At 63.0% G+C, this 22,486-nt stretch carries 17 protein-coding genes and 2 pseudogenes; 6 read left to right on the top strand and 13 right to left on the bottom strand.

Annotated elements, in window-relative coordinates; genetic code table 11:
• Positions 1 to 21: 21 nt before the first annotated feature.
• From IPK59_12395 to IPK59_12360, 8 genes and pseudogenes are all read right to left on the bottom strand, one after another.
• Complete coding sequence (locus IPK59_12395; protein MBK8159520.1) at positions 22 to 1,458, bottom strand: amidase; 1,437 nt, start codon at positions 1,456 to 1,458, stop codon at positions 22 to 24.
• 165 nt (positions 1,459 to 1,623) lie between these two features.
• A complete protein-coding gene (locus tag IPK59_12390) occupies positions 1,624 to 2,781 on the bottom strand; it encodes a serine hydrolase (GenBank protein ID MBK8159519.1) in 1,158 nt (385 codons plus the stop codon).
• A gap of 32 nt (positions 2,782 to 2,813) precedes the next feature.
• Positions 2,814 to 3,952 (bottom strand): annotated as a pseudogene (locus IPK59_12385) (serine hydrolase).
• Between the two features lie 128 nt (positions 3,953 to 4,080).
• Positions 4,081 to 5,208 carry an extracellular solute-binding protein gene (locus IPK59_12380; GenBank protein MBK8159518.1) on the bottom strand — a complete coding sequence of 376 codons (1,128 nt, stop codon included), beginning with the start codon at positions 5,206 to 5,208 and terminating at the stop codon, positions 4,081 to 4,083.
• 157 nt (positions 5,209 to 5,365) lie between these two features.
• Positions 5,366 to 6,199: an ABC transporter permease gene (locus IPK59_12375; protein MBK8159517.1), complete on the bottom strand. Its 834-nt coding sequence runs from the start codon at positions 6,197 to 6,199 to the stop codon at positions 5,366 to 5,368.
• Positions 6,192 to 7,133 carry an ABC transporter permease gene (locus tag IPK59_12370; GenBank protein ID MBK8159516.1) on the bottom strand — a complete coding sequence of 314 codons (942 nt, stop codon included), beginning with the start codon at positions 7,131 to 7,133 and terminating at the stop codon, positions 6,192 to 6,194. Before IPK59_12370 ends, IPK59_12375 begins: the two co-directional genes overlap by 8 nt.
• Positions 7,134 to 7,139: 6 nt before the next feature.
• Positions 7,140 to 8,192, bottom strand: a complete 1,053-nt coding sequence (locus IPK59_12365; protein ID MBK8159515.1) for an ABC transporter ATP-binding protein — start codon at positions 8,190 to 8,192, stop codon at positions 7,140 to 7,142.
• A gap of 369 nt (positions 8,193 to 8,561) precedes the next feature.
• Entirely contained in the window at positions 8,562 to 8,924 is a 363-nt protein-coding gene (locus IPK59_12360) for a histidine triad nucleotide-binding protein (GenBank protein ID MBK8159514.1), read from the bottom strand.
• A 183-nt stretch (positions 8,925 to 9,107) separates the two neighbouring features.
• On the opposite strand from IPK59_12360, the gene pstC reads away from it, so the two are divergent.
• The 5 genes and pseudogenes from pstC to phoB all read left to right on the top strand — a co-directional run bounded on the left by pstC (position 9,108) and on the right by phoB (position 14,989).
• Positions 9,108 to 11,441, top strand: a complete 2,334-nt coding sequence (gene pstC / locus IPK59_12355; GenBank protein ID MBK8159513.1) for a phosphate ABC transporter permease subunit PstC — start codon at positions 9,108 to 9,110, stop codon at positions 11,439 to 11,441.
• Positions 11,434 to 12,737, top strand: a pseudogene (gene pstA / locus IPK59_12350) (phosphate ABC transporter permease PstA). The gene pstC and the pseudogene pstA overlap by 8 nt, the downstream one beginning before the upstream one ends.
• A 6-nt stretch (positions 12,738 to 12,743) precedes the next feature.
• Positions 12,744 to 13,520, top strand: a complete 777-nt coding sequence (locus IPK59_12345) for a phosphate ABC transporter ATP-binding protein (protein ID MBK8159512.1) — start codon at positions 12,744 to 12,746, stop codon at positions 13,518 to 13,520.
• Between the two features lie 10 nt (positions 13,521 to 13,530).
• On the top strand, positions 13,531 to 14,247 hold the full coding sequence (gene phoU, locus IPK59_12340) for a phosphate signaling complex protein PhoU (protein MBK8159511.1): 717 nt from the start codon (positions 13,531 to 13,533) through the stop codon (positions 14,245 to 14,247).
• Positions 14,240 to 14,989: a phosphate regulon transcriptional regulator PhoB gene (gene phoB, locus IPK59_12335; protein ID MBK8159510.1), complete on the top strand. Its 750-nt coding sequence runs from the start codon at positions 14,240 to 14,242 to the stop codon at positions 14,987 to 14,989. The genes phoU and phoB overlap by 8 nt, the downstream gene beginning before the upstream one ends.
• 119 nt (positions 14,990 to 15,108) lie before the next feature.
• Here phoB and IPK59_12330 read toward each other — a convergent pair whose 3' ends face one another.
• The 5 genes from IPK59_12330 to IPK59_12310 all read right to left on the bottom strand — a co-directional run bounded on the left by IPK59_12330 (position 15,109) and on the right by IPK59_12310 (position 21,236).
• Complete coding sequence (locus IPK59_12330) at positions 15,109 to 17,400, bottom strand: adenylate/guanylate cyclase domain-containing protein (protein ID MBK8159509.1); 2,292 nt, start codon at positions 17,398 to 17,400, stop codon at positions 15,109 to 15,111.
• Between the two features lie 129 nt (positions 17,401 to 17,529).
• Entirely contained in the window at positions 17,530 to 17,910 is a 381-nt protein-coding gene (locus IPK59_12325; GenBank protein ID MBK8159508.1) for a DUF861 domain-containing protein, read from the bottom strand.
• Positions 17,911 to 17,967: 57 nt separating this feature from the next.
• A complete protein-coding gene (locus IPK59_12320; GenBank protein ID MBK8159507.1) occupies positions 17,968 to 19,206 on the bottom strand; it encodes an FAD-dependent oxidoreductase in 1,239 nt (412 codons plus the stop codon).
• A gap of 54 nt (positions 19,207 to 19,260) precedes the next feature.
• Positions 19,261 to 20,502 carry an FAD-dependent oxidoreductase gene (locus IPK59_12315; GenBank protein MBK8159506.1) on the bottom strand — a complete coding sequence of 414 codons (1,242 nt, stop codon included), beginning with the start codon at positions 20,500 to 20,502 and terminating at the stop codon, positions 19,261 to 19,263.
• 92 nt (positions 20,503 to 20,594) lie between these two features.
• On the bottom strand, positions 20,595 to 21,236 hold the full coding sequence (locus tag IPK59_12310) for a cupin domain-containing protein (protein MBK8159505.1): 642 nt from the start codon (positions 21,234 to 21,236) through the stop codon (positions 20,595 to 20,597).
• Between the two features lie 196 nt (positions 21,237 to 21,432).
• On the opposite strand from IPK59_12310, the gene IPK59_12305 reads away from it, so the two are divergent.
• The gene (locus IPK59_12305; GenBank protein MBK8159504.1) at positions 21,433 to 22,479 is read left to right on the top strand and encodes a spermidine/putrescine ABC transporter substrate-binding protein; all 1,047 of its coding nucleotides are present in this window, start codon (positions 21,433 to 21,435) and stop codon (positions 22,477 to 22,479) included.
• The last annotated feature ends 7 nt before the right edge of the window (positions 22,480 to 22,486 follow it).

The raw sequence follows: 22,486 nt of genomic DNA, 5'->3' as shown, positions 1-22,486 counted from the left end.
GATTTAGCTAAAATGTTGCGCTTAGAACTTCGGCCGCGCCCGCGTCTTGGCGTACCAGCCGCCGACCGCCTCCTCATAGGCGACCGCCGCGCGGAACACGTCGGCATCCGAATAGGTCCGGCCGATGAGCTGGATCGAGGTCGGCACGGCGTTGCTGGCATGACCCGTGGGGACCGCCAGCACCGGGCAGCGCGACAGCGTGTTGAACGGCGTCGTCATGCACCAGGCCAGCACCTTGGGGAGAGGCGAGATCTTGCCGTTGATCCGGACCACATCCTTGTTCTCGTCGAAATCGGCCTTCACCGCCGGCAGCGCCGTCGTGGGGCAGATGAAGAGATCATATTTCTCCATCATCGGGCCGAACGTGTCGTACATCCGGATCGCCCCTTCCATCGATTTGAAGAAGCTGTCGGCATTCGACTTCGCTCCCTTGCGCGCGAAATTGCGGGCATAGGTCGTCATCAGCTTGCCGTACTTCCTGGCCGTCTGGTTGAGCTGCGTGCCGAACAGATGTTCGAGATGCCGCATGCCGGTATCGATCGCGTCGCGCGTCCAGCCGAGATCCACTTCCTCGACCGTGGCGCCGAGGCTCTTGAACACGCGCAGCGCGCGCTTGGTGTTGGCCACCACCTCCTTGTCGACCTCATGGATGCCGAGATCGAAGGAATAGGCGATCTTCCAGCCCTTGATCGGCTTGTATTCGGTGGGCAGGCGCAGCTTGGGGCGCAGCGAGGCGATGTCATAGGGGCTCGGCCCGCAGATCACGTTCTGCAGCAGGATGGTGTCGGCGACCGAGCGCGCCATCGGCCCGGTATGGCAATAGGGATCGAGGTTGAACGGCGCGTCGTCCGGGTTGCGGCCATAGGGCGGCTTGTAGCCGACGACACCGCAGGCCGCGGCCGGAATGCGGATCGAGCCGCCGATATCGGAGCCCATGGCGAGCGGCGCCGTGCCGGCGGCGAGCGACGCCCCCGACCCGCCCGACGAGCCGCCGGTGGTGAAGCGCCGGTTCCACGGGTTGCGCGTCACCCCCCACAGCCTCGAATGGGTATAGGAGGCGCAGGAGAATTCCGGCGTCGCGGTGCGCGCATGCACGATGCCGCCGGCCGCCAGAATGCGCTCATTGTTGGGCGAGGTCTTGTCCGGCACGAAATCCTTGGTGGTGAGCGAGCCATAGGAGGTGGGCTTGCCGGCGATCCAGCTCTCATCCTTGATGGCGATCGGCAGGCCCTCGAGGGCGCCGACGCGGCCATCCTTCTTCATGAACTTGGCTTCGGCCTGTTTGGCGAGATCCATCGCCTCGTCATAATGCTTGAAGGTGAAGGCGTTGATTTTCGGCTCGACCGCCTCGGCGCGCTCGATGACGGCCGTCATCAGTTCGACGGGCGACAGCTTCTTCTTGCGGAACAAGGCAGCGGCCTCGGTCGCGTTCATATAGATGAGATCGTCGTTCTTCATGATATTCCCCTGTTTGCCACGCACCGCTATCATTCTACTCGTTCGTCATCCCCGGGCTTGACCCGGGGATCAGTTGACAACAACTCGGCAGCTGAACCTGATACTCGGGGCCCCGCCGACGAATGTCGGCAACCGTCGACAGGGCCCGAGGATGACGAACGAAAACTATTCATCCAACGCCTGTTTCAGCGCGTTGAGGGCCGCCAGCGTCTCGCGCAGCAGCTTGTTGTTGCGGAAATCCGGCCAGCTGGAGAGCTTCACCGCGGTGAAGCTGCTGGCGGGATCGCTGTAGATCAGCTGCCCGAACACGCCGCGGGCAAGCAGCACCGGTGTCCGGTGATCCTCATGCCAGAACTGATGCTGATAGGCGCCGTGCGGTGTCGCGATCCGGTAATCGCCGGTGAATTTCGCGTGGACGCCGAAGCGGCATTTCCGGACCCAGTCGCTGGGCACCACCTGCCGCCCGTTGAGGAACCCGTCCTGCGTCAGCATCTCGCCGAACCGCGCATAATCGCGCAAGGTTGCATTGAATCCGCCATCCGCCAGCGCATAGCCCGATGGATCGACCGTGTAATTGGCGCTCTCCTCCGCCCCCAGAGGCTGCCACAGATCGCGGCTCACAATCTCTGCCAAGCGCAAGCCGCTGATCCGTTCCAGCAGGAAGGCCAGCACATCGGTCTCGATTGAGCGATAGGCAAAACGCTCGCCATGCTCGGCTTCTTTCCTGGTCAAGCCCAGGATCACCTCCCAGACGGAGGTCGGCCAATGCCGCGTGTCGCCGGCTGGCTTCTCCTTCCAGCCGCAGGCGACGTCGATGCGCCCGATATCGGAATAGGGATCGGTATAGGTCTCGTCGAAGGCGACGCCGCTGGTCATGTTGAGGACCTGGGCGATCGTCGCCCCCTGATAGGCGGTGGCACCCAGGTCCGGCAGGTAATCGGTGATGTGGCCGTTCACATCCAATTGCCCGCGCGCGGCGAAGATGCCGACGAGGATACCGATCAGCGACTTGCCCACCGATTGCGAGAGATGGAGGGTGCGCTCGGTCATCCCGTTGAAATACCGCTCCGCCACCACGGCGCCCTTGTGCAGCACGATGAAGCCGTCGGTATAGGTATTGTCGAGGAACTGCCCGATATCGCTGGCGCCGAACTCGCCCTGATAGGCGATGCCGTCGATCGGCCGAGTGGCCCGCGAAAGGATCGATGCTGGTTCCCGCCCGCGCCAAACCTCGGCCGTCGGCACGATCTCGCGCACATGCTGGAAGCTCCAGCGGTTGAAGGGCGGCCGATCCCAATTCTCCCGCGTCCAGGCGGGCCGCATGCTCGTCTCGCTCATGGTCACCCCTGGCATGATTATCCTTGGCGCAGCGTCTGCTTGATGGCGTGGATGGCAGCGATCCCATCGATATAGAAGCCGTCATCGAGGAAATCCGGCCAGCTCGAAAGCTTCACCGCCACGAAATCATTTTCGGGATCGGCATAGATCCATTGCCCGAATACACCGAGGCATTGCAGCACCGGTTTGTTCACATCTTCAATCCAGAACTGGTTGTGATAGGAGCCATGGGGCATCGACTTCCGCGTCTCGGCATCGAAGATATCCGGCTTGCCGCGCCGCGTCTCCGCGAGCCATGCCTTGGGCACGATCTGGCTGCCATGGAACCAGCCATCCTGGGCGATCATCTGGCCAAAGCGCGCATAGTCGCGCAGCGTCGCGTTGAAGCCGCCATCGGCCAGCGCATAGCCGCCGGCATCGACCGTGTAGCAGGCGCTTTCCTCGGCCCCGAGCTTCTGCCAGATCTCGGTGCTGATGATCTCGGGCAGACGCTTGCCGCTGATCCGCTCCAGCACGAAGGCCACCACATCGGTCTCGATCGAGCGGTAGAGAAAGCGCGCGCCATGCTCGGCTTCTTTCCTGGTGAGGCCCAGGACCTGATCCCACATCGTCTCCGGCCAGGCGCGGCCGTCGCCGGCGGGCTTGGGTTTCCAGCCCGACGCCACATCGGTCTGCCCGACATCGGAGAAGGGGTCGGTATATTCTTCGGAATAGGCAACGCCCGACATCATGTCGAGGGCGTGCTGCACCTTTGCGCCGCGATAGGCGGTGGCTTCCAGTTCCGGGAGATAGTTGGTGATCAGCGCATTGGGGTCGAGCTGCCCGCGCCCGGCGAATATGCCGGCCAGCGCACCGGTCAGCGATTTCGCGACCGATTGCGATAGGTGCAGCGAGCGGACACCCATATTGTTGAAATAGCTTTCGCTGACGATGGCGCCTTTATGCAGCACCAGGAATCCGTCGGTGAAGCTTGCCTCGAGATATTGCGCGACGGTCGTGGGACCTTGCGCGGTATCGAAGCGAATCCGGCGATGTGGCGCGGCCGGCGCTTGAAGACATGGGGCGGATTGTTCCCGCGCCACACTTCGGCGGTCGGCAGGATCTCGCGGGTATGCTGGAAGCTCCAGCGGTTCCACGGTGCCCGGTCCCAATCCATCCGGGGCACCTCAGCTTGGGTGGCGATCCCTGCATGATCGGCAGCGATGTACCCGGTTCGTCTTTCCTGGTGGCCATGATGAAGAAAGATCCCGGCGATGCTGGGCACCGCCGGGATCGACCTTCAGCTTACTTCGTGAGCTCGGTCCAGATGGCGGTATGAAGCTCCGTCACTTCCGGCGGGCAGGCCGGCATGATGAAGGTCTTCTGGCCTTCCGGCAGGACGATCTCAGGCGCCGTGGCAAAGGCCTGGTCGAGGAACTTGTCCGACCCGGTGATGCCGTTGGCATATTTCGCAAAGTCCGAGATGAGCGCAGCATTTTCCGGGTCCATGATGAAGTTCTGGAACTTCTTCGCGTTCTCGGCGTTGGCGGCACCCTTGACGACGGCGACGTTATCCATCCAGACGGCGATGCCTTCCTTCGGATAGCCATAGACGATCTTGTCGTTCTGGAGACGGGCGCGCATCGAAGCGCCGTTCCAGTTCAAGCCGGCCATGAGATCTTCCTTGGCGTATTTCTCGACATTGCCGTAATCCATCGAGATCCAGTTCGGCTTCGAGGCCATCAGCAGGTCGCGGACCTGCTTCAGTTCATCCTTGTTGCCGTTGCAGATCGGGTTGAAGCCCTTGTAGGAGAGGGCGGCGGCGATGACGTCGCTCATTTCCGGCACGACGTTGGTCTTGCCTTTGAGCTCGGCCGGGGTGTCGAACAGGATCGCCCAGGTGTTGGGATCGCCCTGATAGGCCTTGGTGTTGACCGTGATGCCGGTCGTGCCCCACTGCCAGGGAACCGTATAGTTGCGGCCCTTGTCGAATTCGACATCGACCCATTTCGGATCCATGTTCTTGAAGTTCGCCATGCTGTTCGGCTTGGATTCCTCGAGCAGGCCTTCGGCAATGAAGATCGGCACGAAGTTGGAGCTCGGCACCACGATGTCGAAGCCATGGCCGCCGGCCTTGATCTTGGCGAGGGCCACGTCGTTCGAATCATAGTCGGTCACCGTCACCTTGACGTTGAACTCTTTCTCGAACTTCTCGATCAGCTTCGGGTTGGTGTAGTTGCCCCAGTTATAGATGTTGAGGCTGCCGCCGGCGGGTGCCGCCGCGGGAGCGGCAGCGGCGGTTTCAGTGGTGTTGGTGGCGGCCGGGGCCGCTTCGGTGGTCGCCGTCGTGTTCGTGGCCGGCGCGGTCGTCGTGGTGTTGGACGATTCCGCCGCTTCTTCCTTCTTCTCGCCGCAGGCGCTCAGCGCCAACATGACGGTGAGGGCCATGGCCGTACTCTTGAAAGCCTGTAGGTGTGTCAATTGATCCTCCAACTAGCTGCTGAACCGCCCTGTGGCGGGCCATTCTCGTTACGAACCGGTCGCAAATCCCGCCTTGCCGCCCCGGTTGAGGGCGGCAACGGCCGATCGGTCAAGTTTTCTTCCTGTTGAGCAGGAAGAAGATCGTCACCATCACGATCGATATCGCCAGGAAGACCGACGAGATGGCATTCATTTCCGGGGTTACGATACGCCGCAATTGCCCCAGCATATAGGTGGGCAGCGTGTCCTGTCCGCCCGATTTCACCAATTCGGTGATCACGACATCGTCAAGCGAGATGACGAAGGCCAGCATGCCGCCGGCGAGAATGCCCGGCCACAGCAGGGGCAGGGTCACCCGGCGAAAGGTCTGGAAGGGTGTCGCATAAAGATCGGCCGCCGCCCGTTCGAGGCTGAGATCCATGTTCTCGAGCCTCGCACGGATCGGCAGATAGGCGAACGGGATGCAGAAGGCCGTGTGCGCGATGAGCAGGTAGCCAAGCCCGGTATAGCCGGTCGCCACCTTGATCGAGGCGAAGAAGATGAGGAGGGCGACACCGGTCACGATCTCCGGCACCATCAAGGGCTGGTTGATGAAGGCGTAGATGAAGGTGAGGCCCGGAAAGTTCCTGGTCCGCGTGGTAGCGAGTGCTGCCGTGGTGGCGACGATGGTGGATACCACCGCGGCGAACGATGCGATGGTGAGCGAGCGGATCGAGGCGTCCTGCACCTGGGTATTGGCCCAGGCCGATTCGTACCAGCGCCAGGAGAAGCCTTCCCAGATCGCGACCGACGTGCCGGCATTGAAGGAATAGACCACCAGCGTCAGGATCGGCGCATAGAGCATGATGAAGCACAGCATGGCGATGGTGGTGAAGCCGGTCTGCTGGCGGACATCGAAGCCGCGACCGCGCCGTCTTTTGATCACCTGTGTCGTCTCAGCCATGACGCGCCCCCGTCTTCGAAGCGTTCTTCACATAGAACAGCAGGGCGATCATCACGATGGCCATGAGGGTGATGGAGAGCGCTGCCCCCAGCGGCCAGTTGCGCCCCTGGCCGAACTGCATCTCGATGAGATTGCCCAGCATCAGATTGCGTCCCCCGCCCAGCACGCGCGGCGTCACATAGGCGCCGAGCGACGGGATGAAGACCAGGATCGAGCCGGCGATGATGCCGGGCTTCACCAGCGGGAAGATCACGCGGCGCAGCACATGCCAGCGCGTCGCATAAAGATCGTAGCCGGCCTCGACCAGGCGGAAATCGATCCGTTCCATGCTGGCATACAGCGGCAGCACCATGAGCGGCAGGTAGACATAGAGGAGGCCCATCATCACGGCGAAATCGGTGAACATGATCTGGATCGGCGCATCGATGACGCCCAGACCCAGAAGGACCGAATTGACGATGCCTTCGTTGCGGATCACTTCCATCACGGCGAAGGTGCGGATGAGGAGGTTGGTCCAGAACGGGATGGTGATCAGGAACAGCCAGAGGTCGCGCGACTTCTCGTTTCTGGTGGCGATAAAATAGGCGGTCGGAAAGCCGAACGCCAAGGCCATGACCGTGGTGAAGAAGGACAGCTTGACCGAGCGCCAGAAGATCGAGAGATGCGCGTCGGCAATGGTGATCTCGTCGGTGAAGATGTCCTTCTGGAACACGACGCTGGTCCAGGCATCGGTCGAGAATTCCCATTCGACGCCGCCATAACCGCCCTTCTTCAGGAAGGAATAGATGACGACGATGATGAGCGGGCCGATGGCCGCGAACAGCAGGATGAGGAGGGCGGGTGCCGAGAGCAGCCAGCGCCCGCGCGTGTCGCGCCGGTCGGCGGCGGCGGCGGCCCTGGCCGCGAAGTTGGGTGCTGGTTTGGCGTCAGCCATGATCGCTCAATCCTTCAGGATCTGCATGGCTTCGGGGGCGATGCGCAGGCCCACCGCGTCGCCCACTTTCAGCACCTCCTGGTGGCCGCGGCGATTCTGCACGCGCACGGTCACTTCCTGGCCAGATCCGTCGAGCTTCACATGGAAGGTGGTGTCGGTCCCGAAATAGACGATGTTTTCGACCACGCCGCCGAGATGCGCCTCGGTCCCCGGCCGCACCAGATCAATGCGCTCCGGCCGCACGGCCAGCGTCACCTTGGCGCCGACGCCGACATTCTCGCTTAAGGGATGGCTGATGACGACGCCGGAGGGCAGCTTGATCTGCCCGTCGGTGGCGATGCGCTGCATGACTTCGGCTTCGATGAAATTGGTCTCGCCGATGAAATCGGCGACGAAGCGCACGGTCGGATGTTCGTAGATGTCGGTGGGCGAGCCGATCTGCAGGATATTGCCTTTCGACATGACCGCGATGCGGTCTGACATGGTCAAGGCTTCTTCCTGGTCATGGGTCACGAAGATGAAGGTGATGCCGGTCTCGAGCTGCATGCGCTTCAACTCGATCTGCATCTCCTTGCGGAGCTTCAAATCGAGGGCCGACAGGGGCTCGTCGAGCAGCAGCACCTTGGGGCGCGGGGCCAGCGCCCGCGCGAGGGCCACGCGCTGCTGCTGGCCGCCGGAAATCTGGCTGGTGCGGCGGTCCTTCAATTCCTCCATGCGCACCAGCTTCAGCATGGCGGCCACGGTGGTCTGGACCTCGGCCTTGGGCTTCCCCAGCATTTCGAGGCCGAAGGCGATGTTCTGGGCGACCGTCATATGCGGGAACAGGGCATAGGACTGGAACACGGTGTTCACATGGCGCTTGAAGGGCGGCAGATGCGCCACCTCCTCGCCTTCCAGCAGGATGCTGCCCTCGGACGGCATCTCGAACCCGGCGATGAGGCGCAGCAGGGTGGTCTTGCCGCAGCCCGACGGGCCTAGCAGGGTGAAGAACTCGTTCTGCCGGATGGTGACGGACACATTGTCCAGAGCGCGAACTTCGCCGGGCCCGGACCCGAAAATCTTGCTGACATTTTTAGCTTCGACAGCCACAGCAGCTGACACGATTGAACGCCCCCGTCTTGATTTGCGCCATCCGCCTCACCCTGCCCTTTGTCTGGGCTCGGTCTTCATATGGACCAGGATTTTGCGCGAGCCCAGATTAGGCATTCGGCCGATAAGGTCAATCGCGGCGTTGCACAAAAGTTAAATTAGTTGCCTGTAATTTCATTTCCCGGGCGGCCTGGCACGAGCATTCGGGCGTGATCACGCTGTCATTACCCGCAACAGCGGTAACGCTCGACAATTCCTGCGCAAATGGTCAGGCCGGGATCATCGCGGGCGGCGACGGCACCTGCCGAGGGAGCCCGAGAGGGTGGTCGTCGATGAGGGCTAGGACAAGCTCAGCAACGGTCCCAGGCGCTGGCCGCCCAGGAGATGCAGGTGGTAATGCGGCACTTCCTGATGGCTGTCGGCGCCGCTGTTGGCGATGGCGCGGTAGCCGGTGACGCTGATGCCGACCTTTTCGCTGATCCTGGGGATGGCACGGTGGAAGGCCACGATCTCGGCCTCGGAGGCTTTCCCTGAGAAATCCTCGAGGGAGACATAGGCGCCCTTGGGGATGAGGAGGACATGGACCTTGGCGTGGGGGCGGATGTCGCGGAAGGCAAGGACATGGTCGTCCTCATAGACCTTGTCGCAGGGAATCTCGCCGCGCAGGATCCGGGCGAAGATGTTGTTGCTGTCATAGGCCATGGCGTTCACCCCGGAAATTCATCGTCGATGGGGCGAAACTGGCCGATTCACCCACCCCGCGTCAAGGCCGGGGCGTCCCAGACCGATTCTAAGTCCTTGCCAGCGCGCACTTTTTGGAGGTTCATCAAGCTGTAACATTAGTGTCGTACTCAGCCCGGCGACGACAAGGGAAAGAGCTCCATCATGCTTCGCCAACGCGGCTTCCTGGGTTTCCACCGGCTTCGGGTTTCGATGCTTTCGGGGCTGGTTTTGGCCGGCCTTGCTTTGGCCGCCCAGCCGGCCGCGGCCCGCGACCAGATCCATATCGTCGGCTCCTCAACGGTCTACCCCTTCGCGACGGCCGTTGCCGAGCATTTCAGCCAGATGGGCTTCAAGGCGCCGGTGGTCGAATCGACCGGCACCGGCGGTGGCCTGAAGCTGTTCTGCGCCGGGGTGGGCGAGAGCTTTCCCGACATCGCCAATGCCTCGCGGCCCATCAAGGAGGGCGAGGTCGCCGACTGCCAGAAGAACGGCGTCGACGAGATCGTCGAGGTCGAGATCGGTTATGACGGCATCGTGCTGGCCTCGGCCAAGAACGCGCCGCCCCGGGCGCTTGGCATCCGCGACCTCTACCTGGCCCTGGCCAAGGAAGTGCCGGTCAACGGCGTGCTGCTGGCCAATCCCTATTCCCTCTGGTCCGAGATCAACCCCGCCCTGCCGGCGCAGAAGATCGAAGTGCTGGGCCCGCCGCCAACCTCGGGCACGCGCGATGCGTTCCTGGAACTGGTGATGGAGAAGGCCTGCCACGCCTTTCCGGAGATCATGGCCATCGCCGACGAGAAGGTGCGCAAGGGCAAGTGCCAGACCCTGCGCGAGGACGGCGCCTATATCGATGCCGGCGAGAACGACAATCTCATCGTGCAGAAGCTCAGCGGCAATTCGGACGCGTTCGGGGTGCTCGGCTATTCCTTCCTTGCCGACAACCAGGACCTGCTGCAGGGCAGCCTCATGGATGGTGTCGCCCCCAGCGAAGACAACATCATCAACGGGTCCTACGAAGTCGCGCGCAAGCTCTATATCTATGTGAAGAAGCAGCACCGCGCGATCGTGCCGGGATTGGCCGAATTCGTCGCCGAATTCGTGAGTGAGAAGGCATCAGGCCCGCAGGGATACCTGGCCGACAAGGGCATGGTGCCGATGCCGGCCACCGAACATGCCGAAGTGGCGGCCGCCGTGCTGGCAGCGCTGCCGGTCGCCAGCACCCTCGGCGCCAGCCTCGATCTTGGTGCGAGCTCCGTGTTGCTGCCCTGGATCGCCGCCGGCCTGCTGCTGGTGCTGAGCTCGGTTGGCTTCCAGCTCGGCCGCCGCCGCGCCTTTGCCAGTGTGCGCGGCGCGACGCGGCAGTTGCATTCGCTGCCGGGCTATCACGGCATCTTCGTGGGCCTCGGTGCCTTCCTGCCCGGGGCACTTGCCCTGATGCTGGGTGCGGTGCTCGCAAACTTCCTGCCGGGTGACTCACGGACCGGCCATGACGTGATCTGGGCGGCGATCGCCGCCGCCACCTTGGGCGCCGCCGCCATCGGTCTTGCCTGGGCGCAGCGCCATGTCAGCGCCAATTTCCGCGCCCGCAACGCGGTCGAGCGCATGACCATGGTGCTGCTCATCCTCTGTTCGCTGCTCTCGATCCTCACCACCGTCGGCATCGTGTTGTCGCTGGTATTCGAGGCGATGCGCTTCTTCGCCCAGGTCTCGGTGTTCGAGTTCCTCTTCGGCCTGCAATGGTCGCCGCAGATGGCGATCCGCGCCGACCAGGTCGGCCAGTCGGGGGCCTTCGGTGCCATCCCGGTCTTTGCCGGCACTCTCCTCATCACGGTCATCGCCATGGTAGTGGCGGTGCCGATCGGCCTCATGTCGGCGATCTACCTCTCGGATTATGCCAGCCGTCGCACGCGCGCCTGGGCCAAGCCGCTCATCGAGATCCTGGCCGGCATCCCGACCGTGGTCTATGGCTTCTTCGCGGCACTCACCGTGGCGCCGCTCATTCGCGGCTTCGGTGCCAGCATCGGCCTCGACGTGGCGTCGGAATCGGCGCTTGCCGCCGGCCTCGTCATGGGCGTCATGATCATCCCCTTCATCTCCTCCCTGTCGGACGATGTGATGAACGCGGTGCCGCAGGCGATGCGCGACGGTGCCTTTGCGCTCGGTGCCACGAAATCGGAAACCATCCGCCAGGTGGTCGTGCCGGCGGCCCTTCCCGGCATCATGGGCGGCGTGCTGCTCGCGGTTTCCCGCGCCATCGGCGAGACGATGATCGTGGTGATGGCGGCGGGCCTGACCGCCAACCTCACGGCGAACCCCTTGGAGGCGGTCACCACCGTCACCGTGCAGATCGTGACCCTGCTGGTGGGCGACCAGGAATTCGACAGCCCGAAGACGCTGGCGGCCTTTGCGCTCGGCCTGCTGCTCTTCGTGATCACGCTCATCCTCAACATCGTCGCCCTTCGCATCGTCAAGAAATATCGAGAGCAATATGAGTGACGTTCCCATGGACCATGCGCAACTGAAACGCCCGGATCTCAGCCAGGCGCGCATCCGCCGCCGCTATGCCGCCGAGCGCCGCTTCCGCTTCTATGGCCAGTTCGCGGTGGGGCTTGCCATCGCGATGCTGGGGGTGCTGCTGTTCTCGGTCTGCAGCAAGGGCTACAGCGCCTTCTACCGCACCGAGATCGCCCTTGATGTCGTGCTCGACCCGGCGGTGATCACGCCGGACGGCAAGACCGATGCCGAGACCCTGGGTGCCGCCGATTACCAGGGCCTGGTCAAGGAAGCGCTGAAAGTCCAGTTCCCCGAGGTGACCAGCCGCGGCGACCGCAAGAACCTATTCAACCTGGTCAGCAACGGCGCCGGCGACACCGTGCGCCAGGCGGTGCTGGCCGACCCCAGCATCATCGGCAGCACCCAGCGCATCTGGGTGGTGGCGGCCGACGACATGGACATGCTGGCCAAGGGCTTCATCAAGCGCGACCTGCCGGAGAGTGAACGCGTCGTCTCCGACACGCAGATCGCCTGGTATGACAAGCTGGACGAGGCCGGCCAGTTGCGCACTGCCTTCAACGCCGTGTTCCTGTCGGCCGGCGATTCGCGTGAACCGGAACAGGCCGGCATCCTTGGTGCCCTCATGGGCTCGATCTTCACCATGCTGGTGACGGTGCTGCTGGCCTTGCCGCTGGGCGTCATGAGCGCCATCTATCTTGAGGAATTCGCGCCCAAGAATCGGCTCACCGACATCATCGAGGTCAACATCAACAACCTCGCCGCCGTGCCATCCATCGTGTTCGGTTTGCTGGGTCTGGCGGTGTTCATCAACTTCTTCGGCCTGCCGCGCTCGGCCCCTTTGGTGGGTGGCATGGTGCTGGCGCTGATGACACTCCCACCATCATCATCGCGACCCGCGCCGCCTTGAAGGCCGTGCCGCCCTCGATCCGGGAAGCGGCCTATGGCATCGGCGCCTCGCCCTTGCAGGTGGTCTCGCACCATGTGCTGCCGCTGGCGACACCCGGCATCATGACTGGCGCCATCATCGGGCTTGCCCGGGCCTTGGGTGAATCGGCGCCGTTGCTGATGATCGGCATGGTAGCCTTCATCGTCGACGTGCCGCACGGGCCGACGGATCCAGCGACAGTGCTGCCCGTGCAGATCTATCTCTGGGCCGACAGCCCGGAACGCGCCTTTATCGAAAAGACCAGCGCCGGCATCATGGTGCTGCTGGCCTTCCTCATCTCCATGAACGCCATCGCCATCTTTGTCCGCCGCAGATTCGAGCGGCGCTGGTAGGATCCCATGAACGCAATCTCTCCCACACTCGCCAAGATGCATGGCCGCAAGGTGACCGTGCATTACGGTTCCAAGCAGGCGCTGTTCGACGTCGATCTCGATGTGCCGGAGCGCATGGTGACAGCCCTCATCGGCCCGTCGGGCTGCGGCAAGTCGACGTTCCTGCGCTGTCTCAACCGCATGAACGATGTCATCGACGGCTGCAAGGTCGGCGGCGAGATCACCCTCGACGGGCAGGATATCTACGATCCGAAGCTCGACGTGGTGATGCTCAGGGCGCGCATCGGCATGGTGTTCCAGAAGCCGAATCCGTTCCCCAAATCGATCTACGACAACGTGGCCTATGGCCCGCGCATCCACGGCATGGCCGGGAGCAAGGGCGAGCTCGATGAGATCGTGCGCAGCAGCCTCGAAAAGGCGGGCCTGTGGAAAGAGGTCAAGGAACGCCTCGACCAGCCGGGCACCGGCCTTTCCGGCGGCCAGCAGCAGCGTCTGTGCATCGCCCGCGCGATCGCGGTGAGCCCCGAAGTCATCCTGATGGACGAGCCCTGCTCGGCGCTCGACCCCATCGCCACCGCCAAGATCGAGGAGCTCATCGACGAGCTTCGCGAGAACTTCACCATCGTGATCGTCACCCATTCGATGCAGCAGGCCGCCCGGGTCAGCCAGAAAACCGCGTTTTTTCATCTCGGACAATTGATCGAATGGGGTGATACTGAGCAGATCTTCACCAGCCCGAAGGACGAGCGGACCCAGGGCTATATCACCGGCCGGTTCGGCTGAGGAGCAATTGATGATGCCGCAGAAAGCCCCCGACCATATCGTGAAGAGCTTCGACGACGAACTTCGCAAGCTGCGCGAGCAGATCCTGGCCATGGGCGGCCGCGCCGAGGCGCAACTGACCGACGCCATCCAGGCCCTGGCCAAGCGCGATTCCGACAAGGCCGTCCGGGTCATCGAGAGCGACAAGGGGATCGATGCCATCGAGATGACGGTGGCGCAGGATTCGCTCAAGATCCTCGCACTTCGCCAGCCGATGGCCAAGGACCTGCGCGAAGTGGTTGCGGCGATCAAGATCTCGTCCGATATCGAGCGGATCGGCGACTATGCCAAGAACATCGCCAAGCGCACCCTGCAGCTCAACCAGCAGGCGCCGCTGAAGCCCACGGGGTCGATCCCGCGCATGGGTGATCTCGCGATCAAACTGATCAGCGCTGTGCTCTCGGCCTATGCCAATGATGATGCCGAGGGCCTGCTCGCTGCCTGGCGCTCGGATGAGAGCATCGACGAGATGTACAATTCGCTGTTCCGGGAACTCCTCACCTACATGATGGAGGATCCGCGCAATATCGGTGCCTCGACCCATCTGCTGTTCATCGCCAAGAACATCGAGCGGATCGGCGACCATGCCACCAACATCGCCGAAACGGTGCATTTCCTGGTCCATGGCAAGCCCATCGACGAGACGCGCCCCAAGGGAGATACGACCAATGTTGCGATCCATGGCTGAACGCCCAAGACGGGCGGATGCACCGCGAGGTGATACCGCCTCCGATCAACGCGCCAAGCCCGTGGTGCTGGTGGTCGAGGACGAGCCGGCCCTGCTCACCCTTCTCAAATACAATCTGGAAGCCGAAGGCTACCGGGTGGTGGAAGCGACCAATGGCGAGGACGCGCTGGTGAAGGCGCGCGAAGAGACGCCGGATCTCATCCTCCTCGACTGGATGCTGCCGCTGGTCTCGGGCATCGAGGTTTGCCGCCAGATCCGCCGGACACCGGATTTGAAATCGGCGGCCATCATCATGCTGACCGCCAAGGGCGAAGAGGCCGACAAGATCCGCGGCCTCGAGACCGGGGCCGACGATTATGTGACCAAGCCCTTCAGCCCCTCGGAACTGATGGCCCGCGCGAAGGCCGCCTTGCGCCGGGCGCGGCCGCAATCGGGCGAAGAGAACCTCATCTATGCCGATCTCGAGATGGATCTGGCGACACACCGGGTGCGGCGCGACAACAAGGACCTGCATCTGGGCCCGACCGAGTTCCGCCTGCTGAAGTTCCTCATGGAAAACCAGGGCCGCGTCTTCTCGCGCGAGCAGCTCCTCGACCATGTCTGGGGCCGCGACATCTATGTCGAGCCGCGCACGGTCGACGTGCATATCCGGCGCCTCCGCAAGGCCATCAATGTCGACGGCCTGCCGGACTTGATCCGCACCGTGCGCTCGGCAGGGTACGCGCTCGATATCGAGGATTGAGTTAAGCGCCCCTTACCCCGACCCTCTCCCCGCAAGCGGGGCGAGGGACTTTCCAGCGAGCGCGCTCTAAAGCCCCTCGCCCCTCCGGGGAGAGGGGTTGGGGTGAGGGGTTCTTGGACTTACCCGCCCTTGGTCGTCGCCACATAGACGCCGTCCCAATCTTCCGGCGGTGGCACCGCGACATATTCCGCGATGCGGACTTCGTACATGTCGTAGAACTTGGCGAGCGTCTCGGGCGCAGCCTCGCGGGCCAAGGCCAGCGATGCCCTGGCCGCCGACCAGGCCTGGCCGCGATAGGCGGCCAGCATCGCATCATGGACGCCTTTCAGGGCCTGAAAGCTGTTGCTCTTTGCCACACGCTCGTCGCCAAGCCCGGTATAGATGCGCACCGGCACGTTCTTGCCTTTCACCCGCACCTGGTCGAGTTCGAGGAGGGCGAAGTCGGGAACGGTGAGCGCCGTCTCCTCGCCGATGACGAGGTCGACGAAATAGGCCGGCGACAGGCTTTCGAGGCGCGAGGCGGTGTTGACCGTGTCGCCCAGCACCGAATAGTCGAAGCGCTGGTCGGAACCCATATTGCCGACGCAGCAGATGCCGGAATTGAGGCCCATGCCGATCCGGATCTCGATGAGCTTGTCGCCGGTCCTGGCGGCTTCCTCGGCAAAGCGCTGGTTGATGCGGACTAGTTCGGCGCGCATGTCATAGGCAGCGAGGATCGCCATGCGGCCATGGGGTTCGACGTCGATCGGCGCGTTCCAGAAGGCCATGATGCAATCGCCGATATATTTATCGATCGTGCCCTGGCGGTTCTGGATGACGCGGGTCATGGGGGTGAGGAAAGAGTTGATGACGGTCGTGAGGCGCTGTGGATCGAGCCCTTCCGAAAGCTTGGTGAAGCCGCGGATATCGCTGAACATGACGGTCAACTCGCGCAATTCGCCGCCCAGTTTCAGCTTCTCGGGGTTCTTCGAGAGCTGGTCGACGAGGATCGGCGACAGATAACGCGAGAACGCCCCGCGCACATGAGCCTTCTCCCGCTCGGTCCGGATGAAGCCGATGAGCGTCGCAGCCACGAAGATGAAGAAGGCAATCCCGGCCGGGTAAAGCGGGTCGAGCAGGAAGCCGCGACTTTTGAAGAGATAATACGAACTTCCGAATGAGCCGACGATTGCAACGGTCGCGACGATCAGGCCGAAGAGGGCGGCCCGGCCCTGGGCCAGGAAGATGAGGATGAGGCCGAAAGTGACCAGGGTGGCCTCTTCCGCGACATCGGCCCAATAGGGCCTGGAGAGATACTGACCGGCCATAAGCTGCTCGGCGATCTGCGCGTGAATTTCGACGCCGGCCATGACGGGGTCGAGCGGTGTCGGCTTCTGATCGCGCAATCCCTGAACCGATGTGCCGATGAAGATGATGCGCCCGGTCACCTGAGTTGCATCAAAATCCACATCCCAGATGTCAGCCAGGGAAAAGAAGCGCTCGGCTTTATGGCCTGAATCGTAGAGCAGCAGGGATCCGTCGCTGGCGGTCGGTGCCGTGATCTGACCAACGCGAACCTTGGCGATGCCGAGATCGCTGCCAAAAAAATCCTCCTGGTTGGCGCCGGACATCTTGATTTGATAGGTCGTGCCACCCTGGGCCACGCGCAAAGCCTCCATGGCGAGAGAGCCGCGATAAGGGAGTTCCCGCCAGTACCAGGGGTCGTTGCGCTCGCTGGGATGCGGCTTGAGATCAGGCACCTTCATGAACAGAGGCACATGCCGGGTGACGCCATCATTGTCCGGATTGGTGTTGACGCTGCCGACCCCGGCCGCCACTTCCTGCAGGATATCGAGCGAGGTCACCCAATAGGGAAGGCGCTGCATGTAGCGCTCCGGATCGCCCGTCTCGTCGTTACGCTGGTAGACAAACCCTGCCTTGGATGCCGGCCTGGCCTGCAGTCGGCGCGGATCCTCCCAGACCATGGCAAAGGGCAGGATGGTGGGTATCCGCGTCATAGCCTCGGCCAATTGCTGATCGGGGTCGGGCAGGGTCCCCATGAGAAGGCGTGCCGATTCGAAATCGGCGGTCTGCGGAAGGTTCCGGGCGATGGCGCGCGGCGATGTGCGGTCGGGCTCCACCATCATGACGTCGATCGCGACCGTGGCAGCGCCCAGCTCGCGCAGCCGGTCGAGAATCAGGGCTATCTGCGCGCGTGACCAGGGCCATTGCCCGAATTTGTCCAGACTCTCCTCGTCGATGTCGGCGATGCGCACCGGCAAGCTCGGGTCATAGGGACGTGGGTCGAGGCGCTGGTACGAGTCGAACACCAGGTTGCGGACCTGCTGGACCTGCGCCGGATCATTGACGCGCAAGACAATGGCGGCAAACAGCAGCAGCAGCGGCACGATGAAACCGTAAAGCGCTTTCATGGCCGCGATATGTTCCCTGGATCTATGCGTCGGTCCCCTGGGGCCAACTCTATCACCGGCCGGCGGTAACGCAAAAGGGGCGCAGACTTGCGCCTGCGCCCCCCTCGAAACCGCGCGGAAACCCGCGCGTTACGCCGCCTTGTCGAGATAGATCGTGTAGAACTTCCGTACCGTCCTGGGCATGTGCCAGGTGCCCTTGAAGCCCTTGGCGATGCTGAAGGTGTCGCCCTTCTTGAAGATCTCGGTGTTGCCGCGCTGGTCGGTGATGTGCACCTCGCCAGCGAGGATGTGGCAGAATTCGTCGAACGGGTAGGAACCGAGCTTCAGCGTGCCCTTCTGGCATTCCCAGACGCCGGTCATGAACTTGCCGGACTTGTCGGTGAAATAGTTATGGGCGGATTCGACCGGATTGCCGGCGATGACCTTGCCCAAGGTGGTGACGCCACCCTGCTTCAGGCCCTTGCCCGCGGGGCCGTCCTTCGACATGCGGACGAGTTTCTTCGATGCCATGATGTGCTCCCTGCTGATGTTATGTGTTGCCGCCGGTTGATACGCGGACAGCCGCCGTCACGCAAGCGCGCGCTTGATGGCATCGATGGCAGCGACACCGCTGTTATAGGCGCCGTGTGCGGTCGAGAAGCCGTCGGGCGAGGTGGCTTCGCCCGCGAAGAACAGCCGGTCGTCGACGGGCTGGGCAAGCTCCGCCCGCGCCTCGCCGCCGCCGGGCGTCAGCACCGAATAGGCACCGAGATGCAGGGGATCGGTGCCCCAGCCGGTCGCCTTGGCGGTGGTGATCTCTTTCAAAATGTCGGCGCCGCACACTTTGGCGAGGAGGGATTTCGCCTCGGCAATGGCGGCGTCCGGCCCTTGCGCGAAGAGATCGCGGGCGAAATCGCCGCTGGTGAAGAGCGTCGCCATCGGCCGCTCGAAGGGGCGCATGAAGAAGCCGGCGGTAGGGGCACCTTCCCAGTTCAGCATGGCGAAGTGGGGATCGAGGCCGGCGAAGACATCGCGCTTCAGCCACAGGCCGACCTTTTCCGCATGGCCCATCTCGATGCGCCCGATGGCGCTCTGCTTCCAATCGGGCAACAGGGGAAAGAATTTGATGCGCTCGGCCCGCAGCACGGCGATCGAGACGGTGACCAGCACGGCGCGGCAGAAGATCATGCCCTTGGCGGTGCCGACCATGATCTCCTTTTCGCCCCAATCGATGGATTTCACCGGGCAGTTGAGGTTGACCTCGAGGTCTTCCCCGTCGCGCTCGATGAGGGTGCCATAGCCATCCTCGACCGGCCAATCTTCCTCGGTGAAGCGGAAGCGGGATGTGTCGTAGGTCGAGACGGCTTCAGGGCCTGCTGCCATGTAGCCGGTATAGGCGCGGCGGATCAGCGGGGTCCAGGGCGCATCCTGCGCCAGGAAATCGGCTGCCGGCACATCCTTTCCGTCATTTCCGGCCTGTGCGACACGGTCATAAAAGCTGCCGAGGTCACGGCTGAACTCGGCCACCAACTGGTCGTTCAGCCACCAGGTGCCGTCATGGATGCGGTAGTTGAAATTGTAGCGGCGATAGCGGATGCCGAGCCGGTCGGCGATTTGGGTATAGGGGTTGATGCTGGCGGCATGGAGCCATTGGCAGCCCATGTCGAAGGGGGCGGGAAAGCTGGTCGTGTCGGTAAAGCCGCGTCCGCCGATGCGCGAAGCAGCTTCCACGACCTCAACATTGAGCCCGGCGGCAAGGGCTGCCTTGGCGGCGGCAAGACCGGCAGCGCCGGCCCCGATGATGACGAGATCACATGAGGTTTGCATGGGCGCGAGATTAGCCGAGGGAAATGATGGCGGCTAGAGGTAGCAAAGATGATGCTAGCCGGCGAGTGCCTGGGCGATGGCCTTGACCGCATCGAGACCGCTCTGGCGGGCACCATGGGCGGTGGTGAAGGCATCCGGCGAGGTAGCTTCGCCGGCAAAGAACAGGCGGTTGTCGATGGGCTTTGCAAGATCTGCCCGCGCTTCGCCGCCGCCGGGCTTCAGTGACGAATAGCCGCCGCCCACCCAGGGATTGGCAACCCATTGCGTCGCCTTGGCCGTGACGATATCGCCCGCGATATCGGCACCGAACGTATCGCCCAGCAGCTTTCTTGCCGCGGCGATGGCCACCTCTTCGCCCTGAGCGAACAGGTCGCGGGCATAATCGGCGCCGGCGAAGAAGGTGATCATCGGTCTGCCATAGGGCTTTACCAGGAAGGCGGCGTCGGGTGCTTCGGGCCCGTTCAGCATGGCGTAATGCATGCCGATGTCGGGGCAGGGATCGCGCTTCAGCCAGAATCCCACCTTTTCGGCATAGCCCATCTCGATACGGTCGAGGGCGTGGCACTTCCAGCCGGGAAGCTGCGGGGAGAATTTGAGGCGGCCGGCTTTCAGGGCCGGGATTGGTACCGTCACTAGGACGGCGCGGCAGAGGACCACGCCGTTGGCCGTGCCAACCATGATCTCTGCTCTGCTCCAGTCGACCGACTGCACTGGGCAATTGAGATGGACCGGTACATGGGCGTAGGTGGCGGCGATGAGGGCGCCATAGCCGTTTTCGATCGGCCAATCCTCGTCGGTATCGGTGTAGCGACCGCTGTCATAGGTCGCGGAACGCTCCGGCGCTACGGCGAGAATGCCCGCGTAATTGCGTGCGAAGAGCTGTGCCCAGGGATTGTTCCGGTCGATGAAGGCTGCCGCCGCGCCATCGTTACCGGCCAAAGCGGCTGCATCAATCTGGTCGGAAGTCGCGTCGGAAAAGGCCGCGTATTGCTCATTCGCCTCATCGTCCAGCCATCCTTTGCCGTCATGGATGCGGATCTGGAACGGGTCAGTCCAGTAGCGGAAGCCGTGCTTGTCGGCCTCCTCCCGGAACGGGTTGATGCTGGCGGAATGCAACCACTGACAGCCATGGTCGAAGGGGGCGGGCAGGCTCGCTGTATCGGTAAAGGCGCGACCGCCGATGCGATCCATCGCCTCCAGCAATTCGACATGGAGCCCGGCCTTGGCCGCGGCATCGGCGGCGGCGAGACCGGCAGCACCCGCGCCGATGATGACAAGATCGCAGGATGTTTGCATGGGCGCGAGATTAGCGGAGGGGCGTGATGGCGGCTAGTGTGGTTGCAGTCATTTCGTCATGGTCCGCCTTCGCGGACCATGACGTTACTTTACTACCCCACCACGTTGGTCCAGACGACCACGGTTTCTTTCCTCGTGGTGTTGGCGAAGCGATGCGGGGTCTGGCTTTTGAAGCGGAAGGAATCGCCGGTCTTCAGGTGGAAGGTGCGGTCCTCCACCTCCAGCAGCATCTCGCCTTCCATGACATAGCCGCCTTCCTCGCCCTTGTGGGTGTAGAGCTCGGGGCCGGAGGAGCCGCCGGGCGCGATGGTGACAAGGTAGATCTCAAGCGCCCCCGAGGCGGCGGGGGTCAGCAGTTCCTTCTGCACACCGCTGGTGTTGAGCGAAAGCACCCTTCGCCCCTGCGCGCGCACGATGCGGCCCAGCTCCTCGACCGGCGGATACTCGCCCTCGTGGAAGAGCTGCGACATCGGCACGTTGAAGACTTCGGACAGGCGGCGGAGCGACCGCATGGTGGGCGAGGTGATGCCGCGCTCGATCTGGGACAATGCGCCTACGGAGAGGCCGCAGCGCCCGGCCAGCTGTTCCAGCGACAGATCGTGCATCTTGCGCAAGCCGCGCAGGTGCTGGCCCAGCCACAGATCGGCGATCTTGGTCGGCGGCACGCCGGATTTGATCGGGGGCTTGGCTGTTATCCGCTTGGCGGCGGTCGGTTTCGGCGCGTTTCTTGGCATGCCTGCAATCGGTTCGTGAATGAAGGGGCGATCTGGGGCTGGCTGGGTATCGTCAGGGTGGAGTTCAGAACATTTCAGTGAAAATAGTCAACTGATTTTTCATTTTTCTGTTGACGGCCTCCAGCGCGACCCATGATGCTAGACCCTGCCGAGGCCGGAAGAGCTGTTCCGCTCGTGCCAAACAGGGAGGCCAAAAATGATGCGCAAGACATTGGGATTGGGCGTTTGCGCGATCCTGGCGACGCTGAGCAGCGCCGCTTTCGCCGAAGGCAAGATCGTCATCTCGAACTGGGATGGCTATATGCCGAAGGAATTGCTGGAGAACTTCACCAAGGAAACCGGCATCGCCGCGGAAATGACGGTCCATGCCACCAATGAAGAGATCATGGGCAAGGTCGTGGCCTCGGGCGGCAAGGGCTATGACGTCCTGTTCGTCTCCGGCCAGTTCGGCGAAGCGCTCCACAAGCTGGGCCTCGCCGCCGATCTCGACCATGGCAACATTCCGAACCTCGCCAATCTGTACCCTGAGGCGATGAAGCTCAGCCATGACGAGGGCCTCAAATATTCGGTGCCCTATGCCTGGGGCACCACGGGCCTCTGCTATCGCAGCGACGTGGTCACCACGGCGCCCAGCAGCTGGAACGATCTCCTGAAGCCCACGGATGCGCTGAAGGGCAAGACCACCATGCTGGCGACCGATCGTTGGCTGATGATGCCGGCGCTCCTGGCGCTGGGCTATTCGATCAACACGGTCAAGGAAGACGAGATCGCCGCCGCCAAAGCGCAGCTCATCGAGACCAAGAAGACGCTGCTGACCTATGACGACACCACCTTCTACCAGAAGCTGGTTTCGGGCGAGGCGTCGATGGTCGAGGCCTGGGACGGCTGGTGCAATTACGGCATCGCCGAAAACGCGCAGATCAAATATGTCATCCCCAAGGAAGGCAGCGACATGTGGGTCGACACGATGGTGGTGACCTCGGCCTCCGAGAACAAGGCGGCGGCGGAAGCCTTCATCAACTATGTGCTGAAGCCGGAAGTCCATCGCTGGGTGGCGGAGAACATCCTCTACAAGGTGCCGAACAAGGCGGCCATGGACGCGCTCGACCCGAAGCTGATCGAGCAATATCCGAACCTGGCCCTGTCGCCCGCGGAGCTGCTGAAGTTCGAGCAGCTGCGTGACCTCGGCGAGGGCCAGAAGCTCTGGTCGAAGACGGTGACCGAGATCACCAGCGCAAACTAAGCCTTCT

The sequence above is a fragment of the Rhodospirillaceae bacterium genome (assembly GCA_016712715.1).
Lineage (GTDB): Bacteria > Pseudomonadota > Alphaproteobacteria > Dongiales > Dongiaceae > Dongia.
This window is presented reverse-complemented; position numbering and strand designations above follow the sequence as displayed.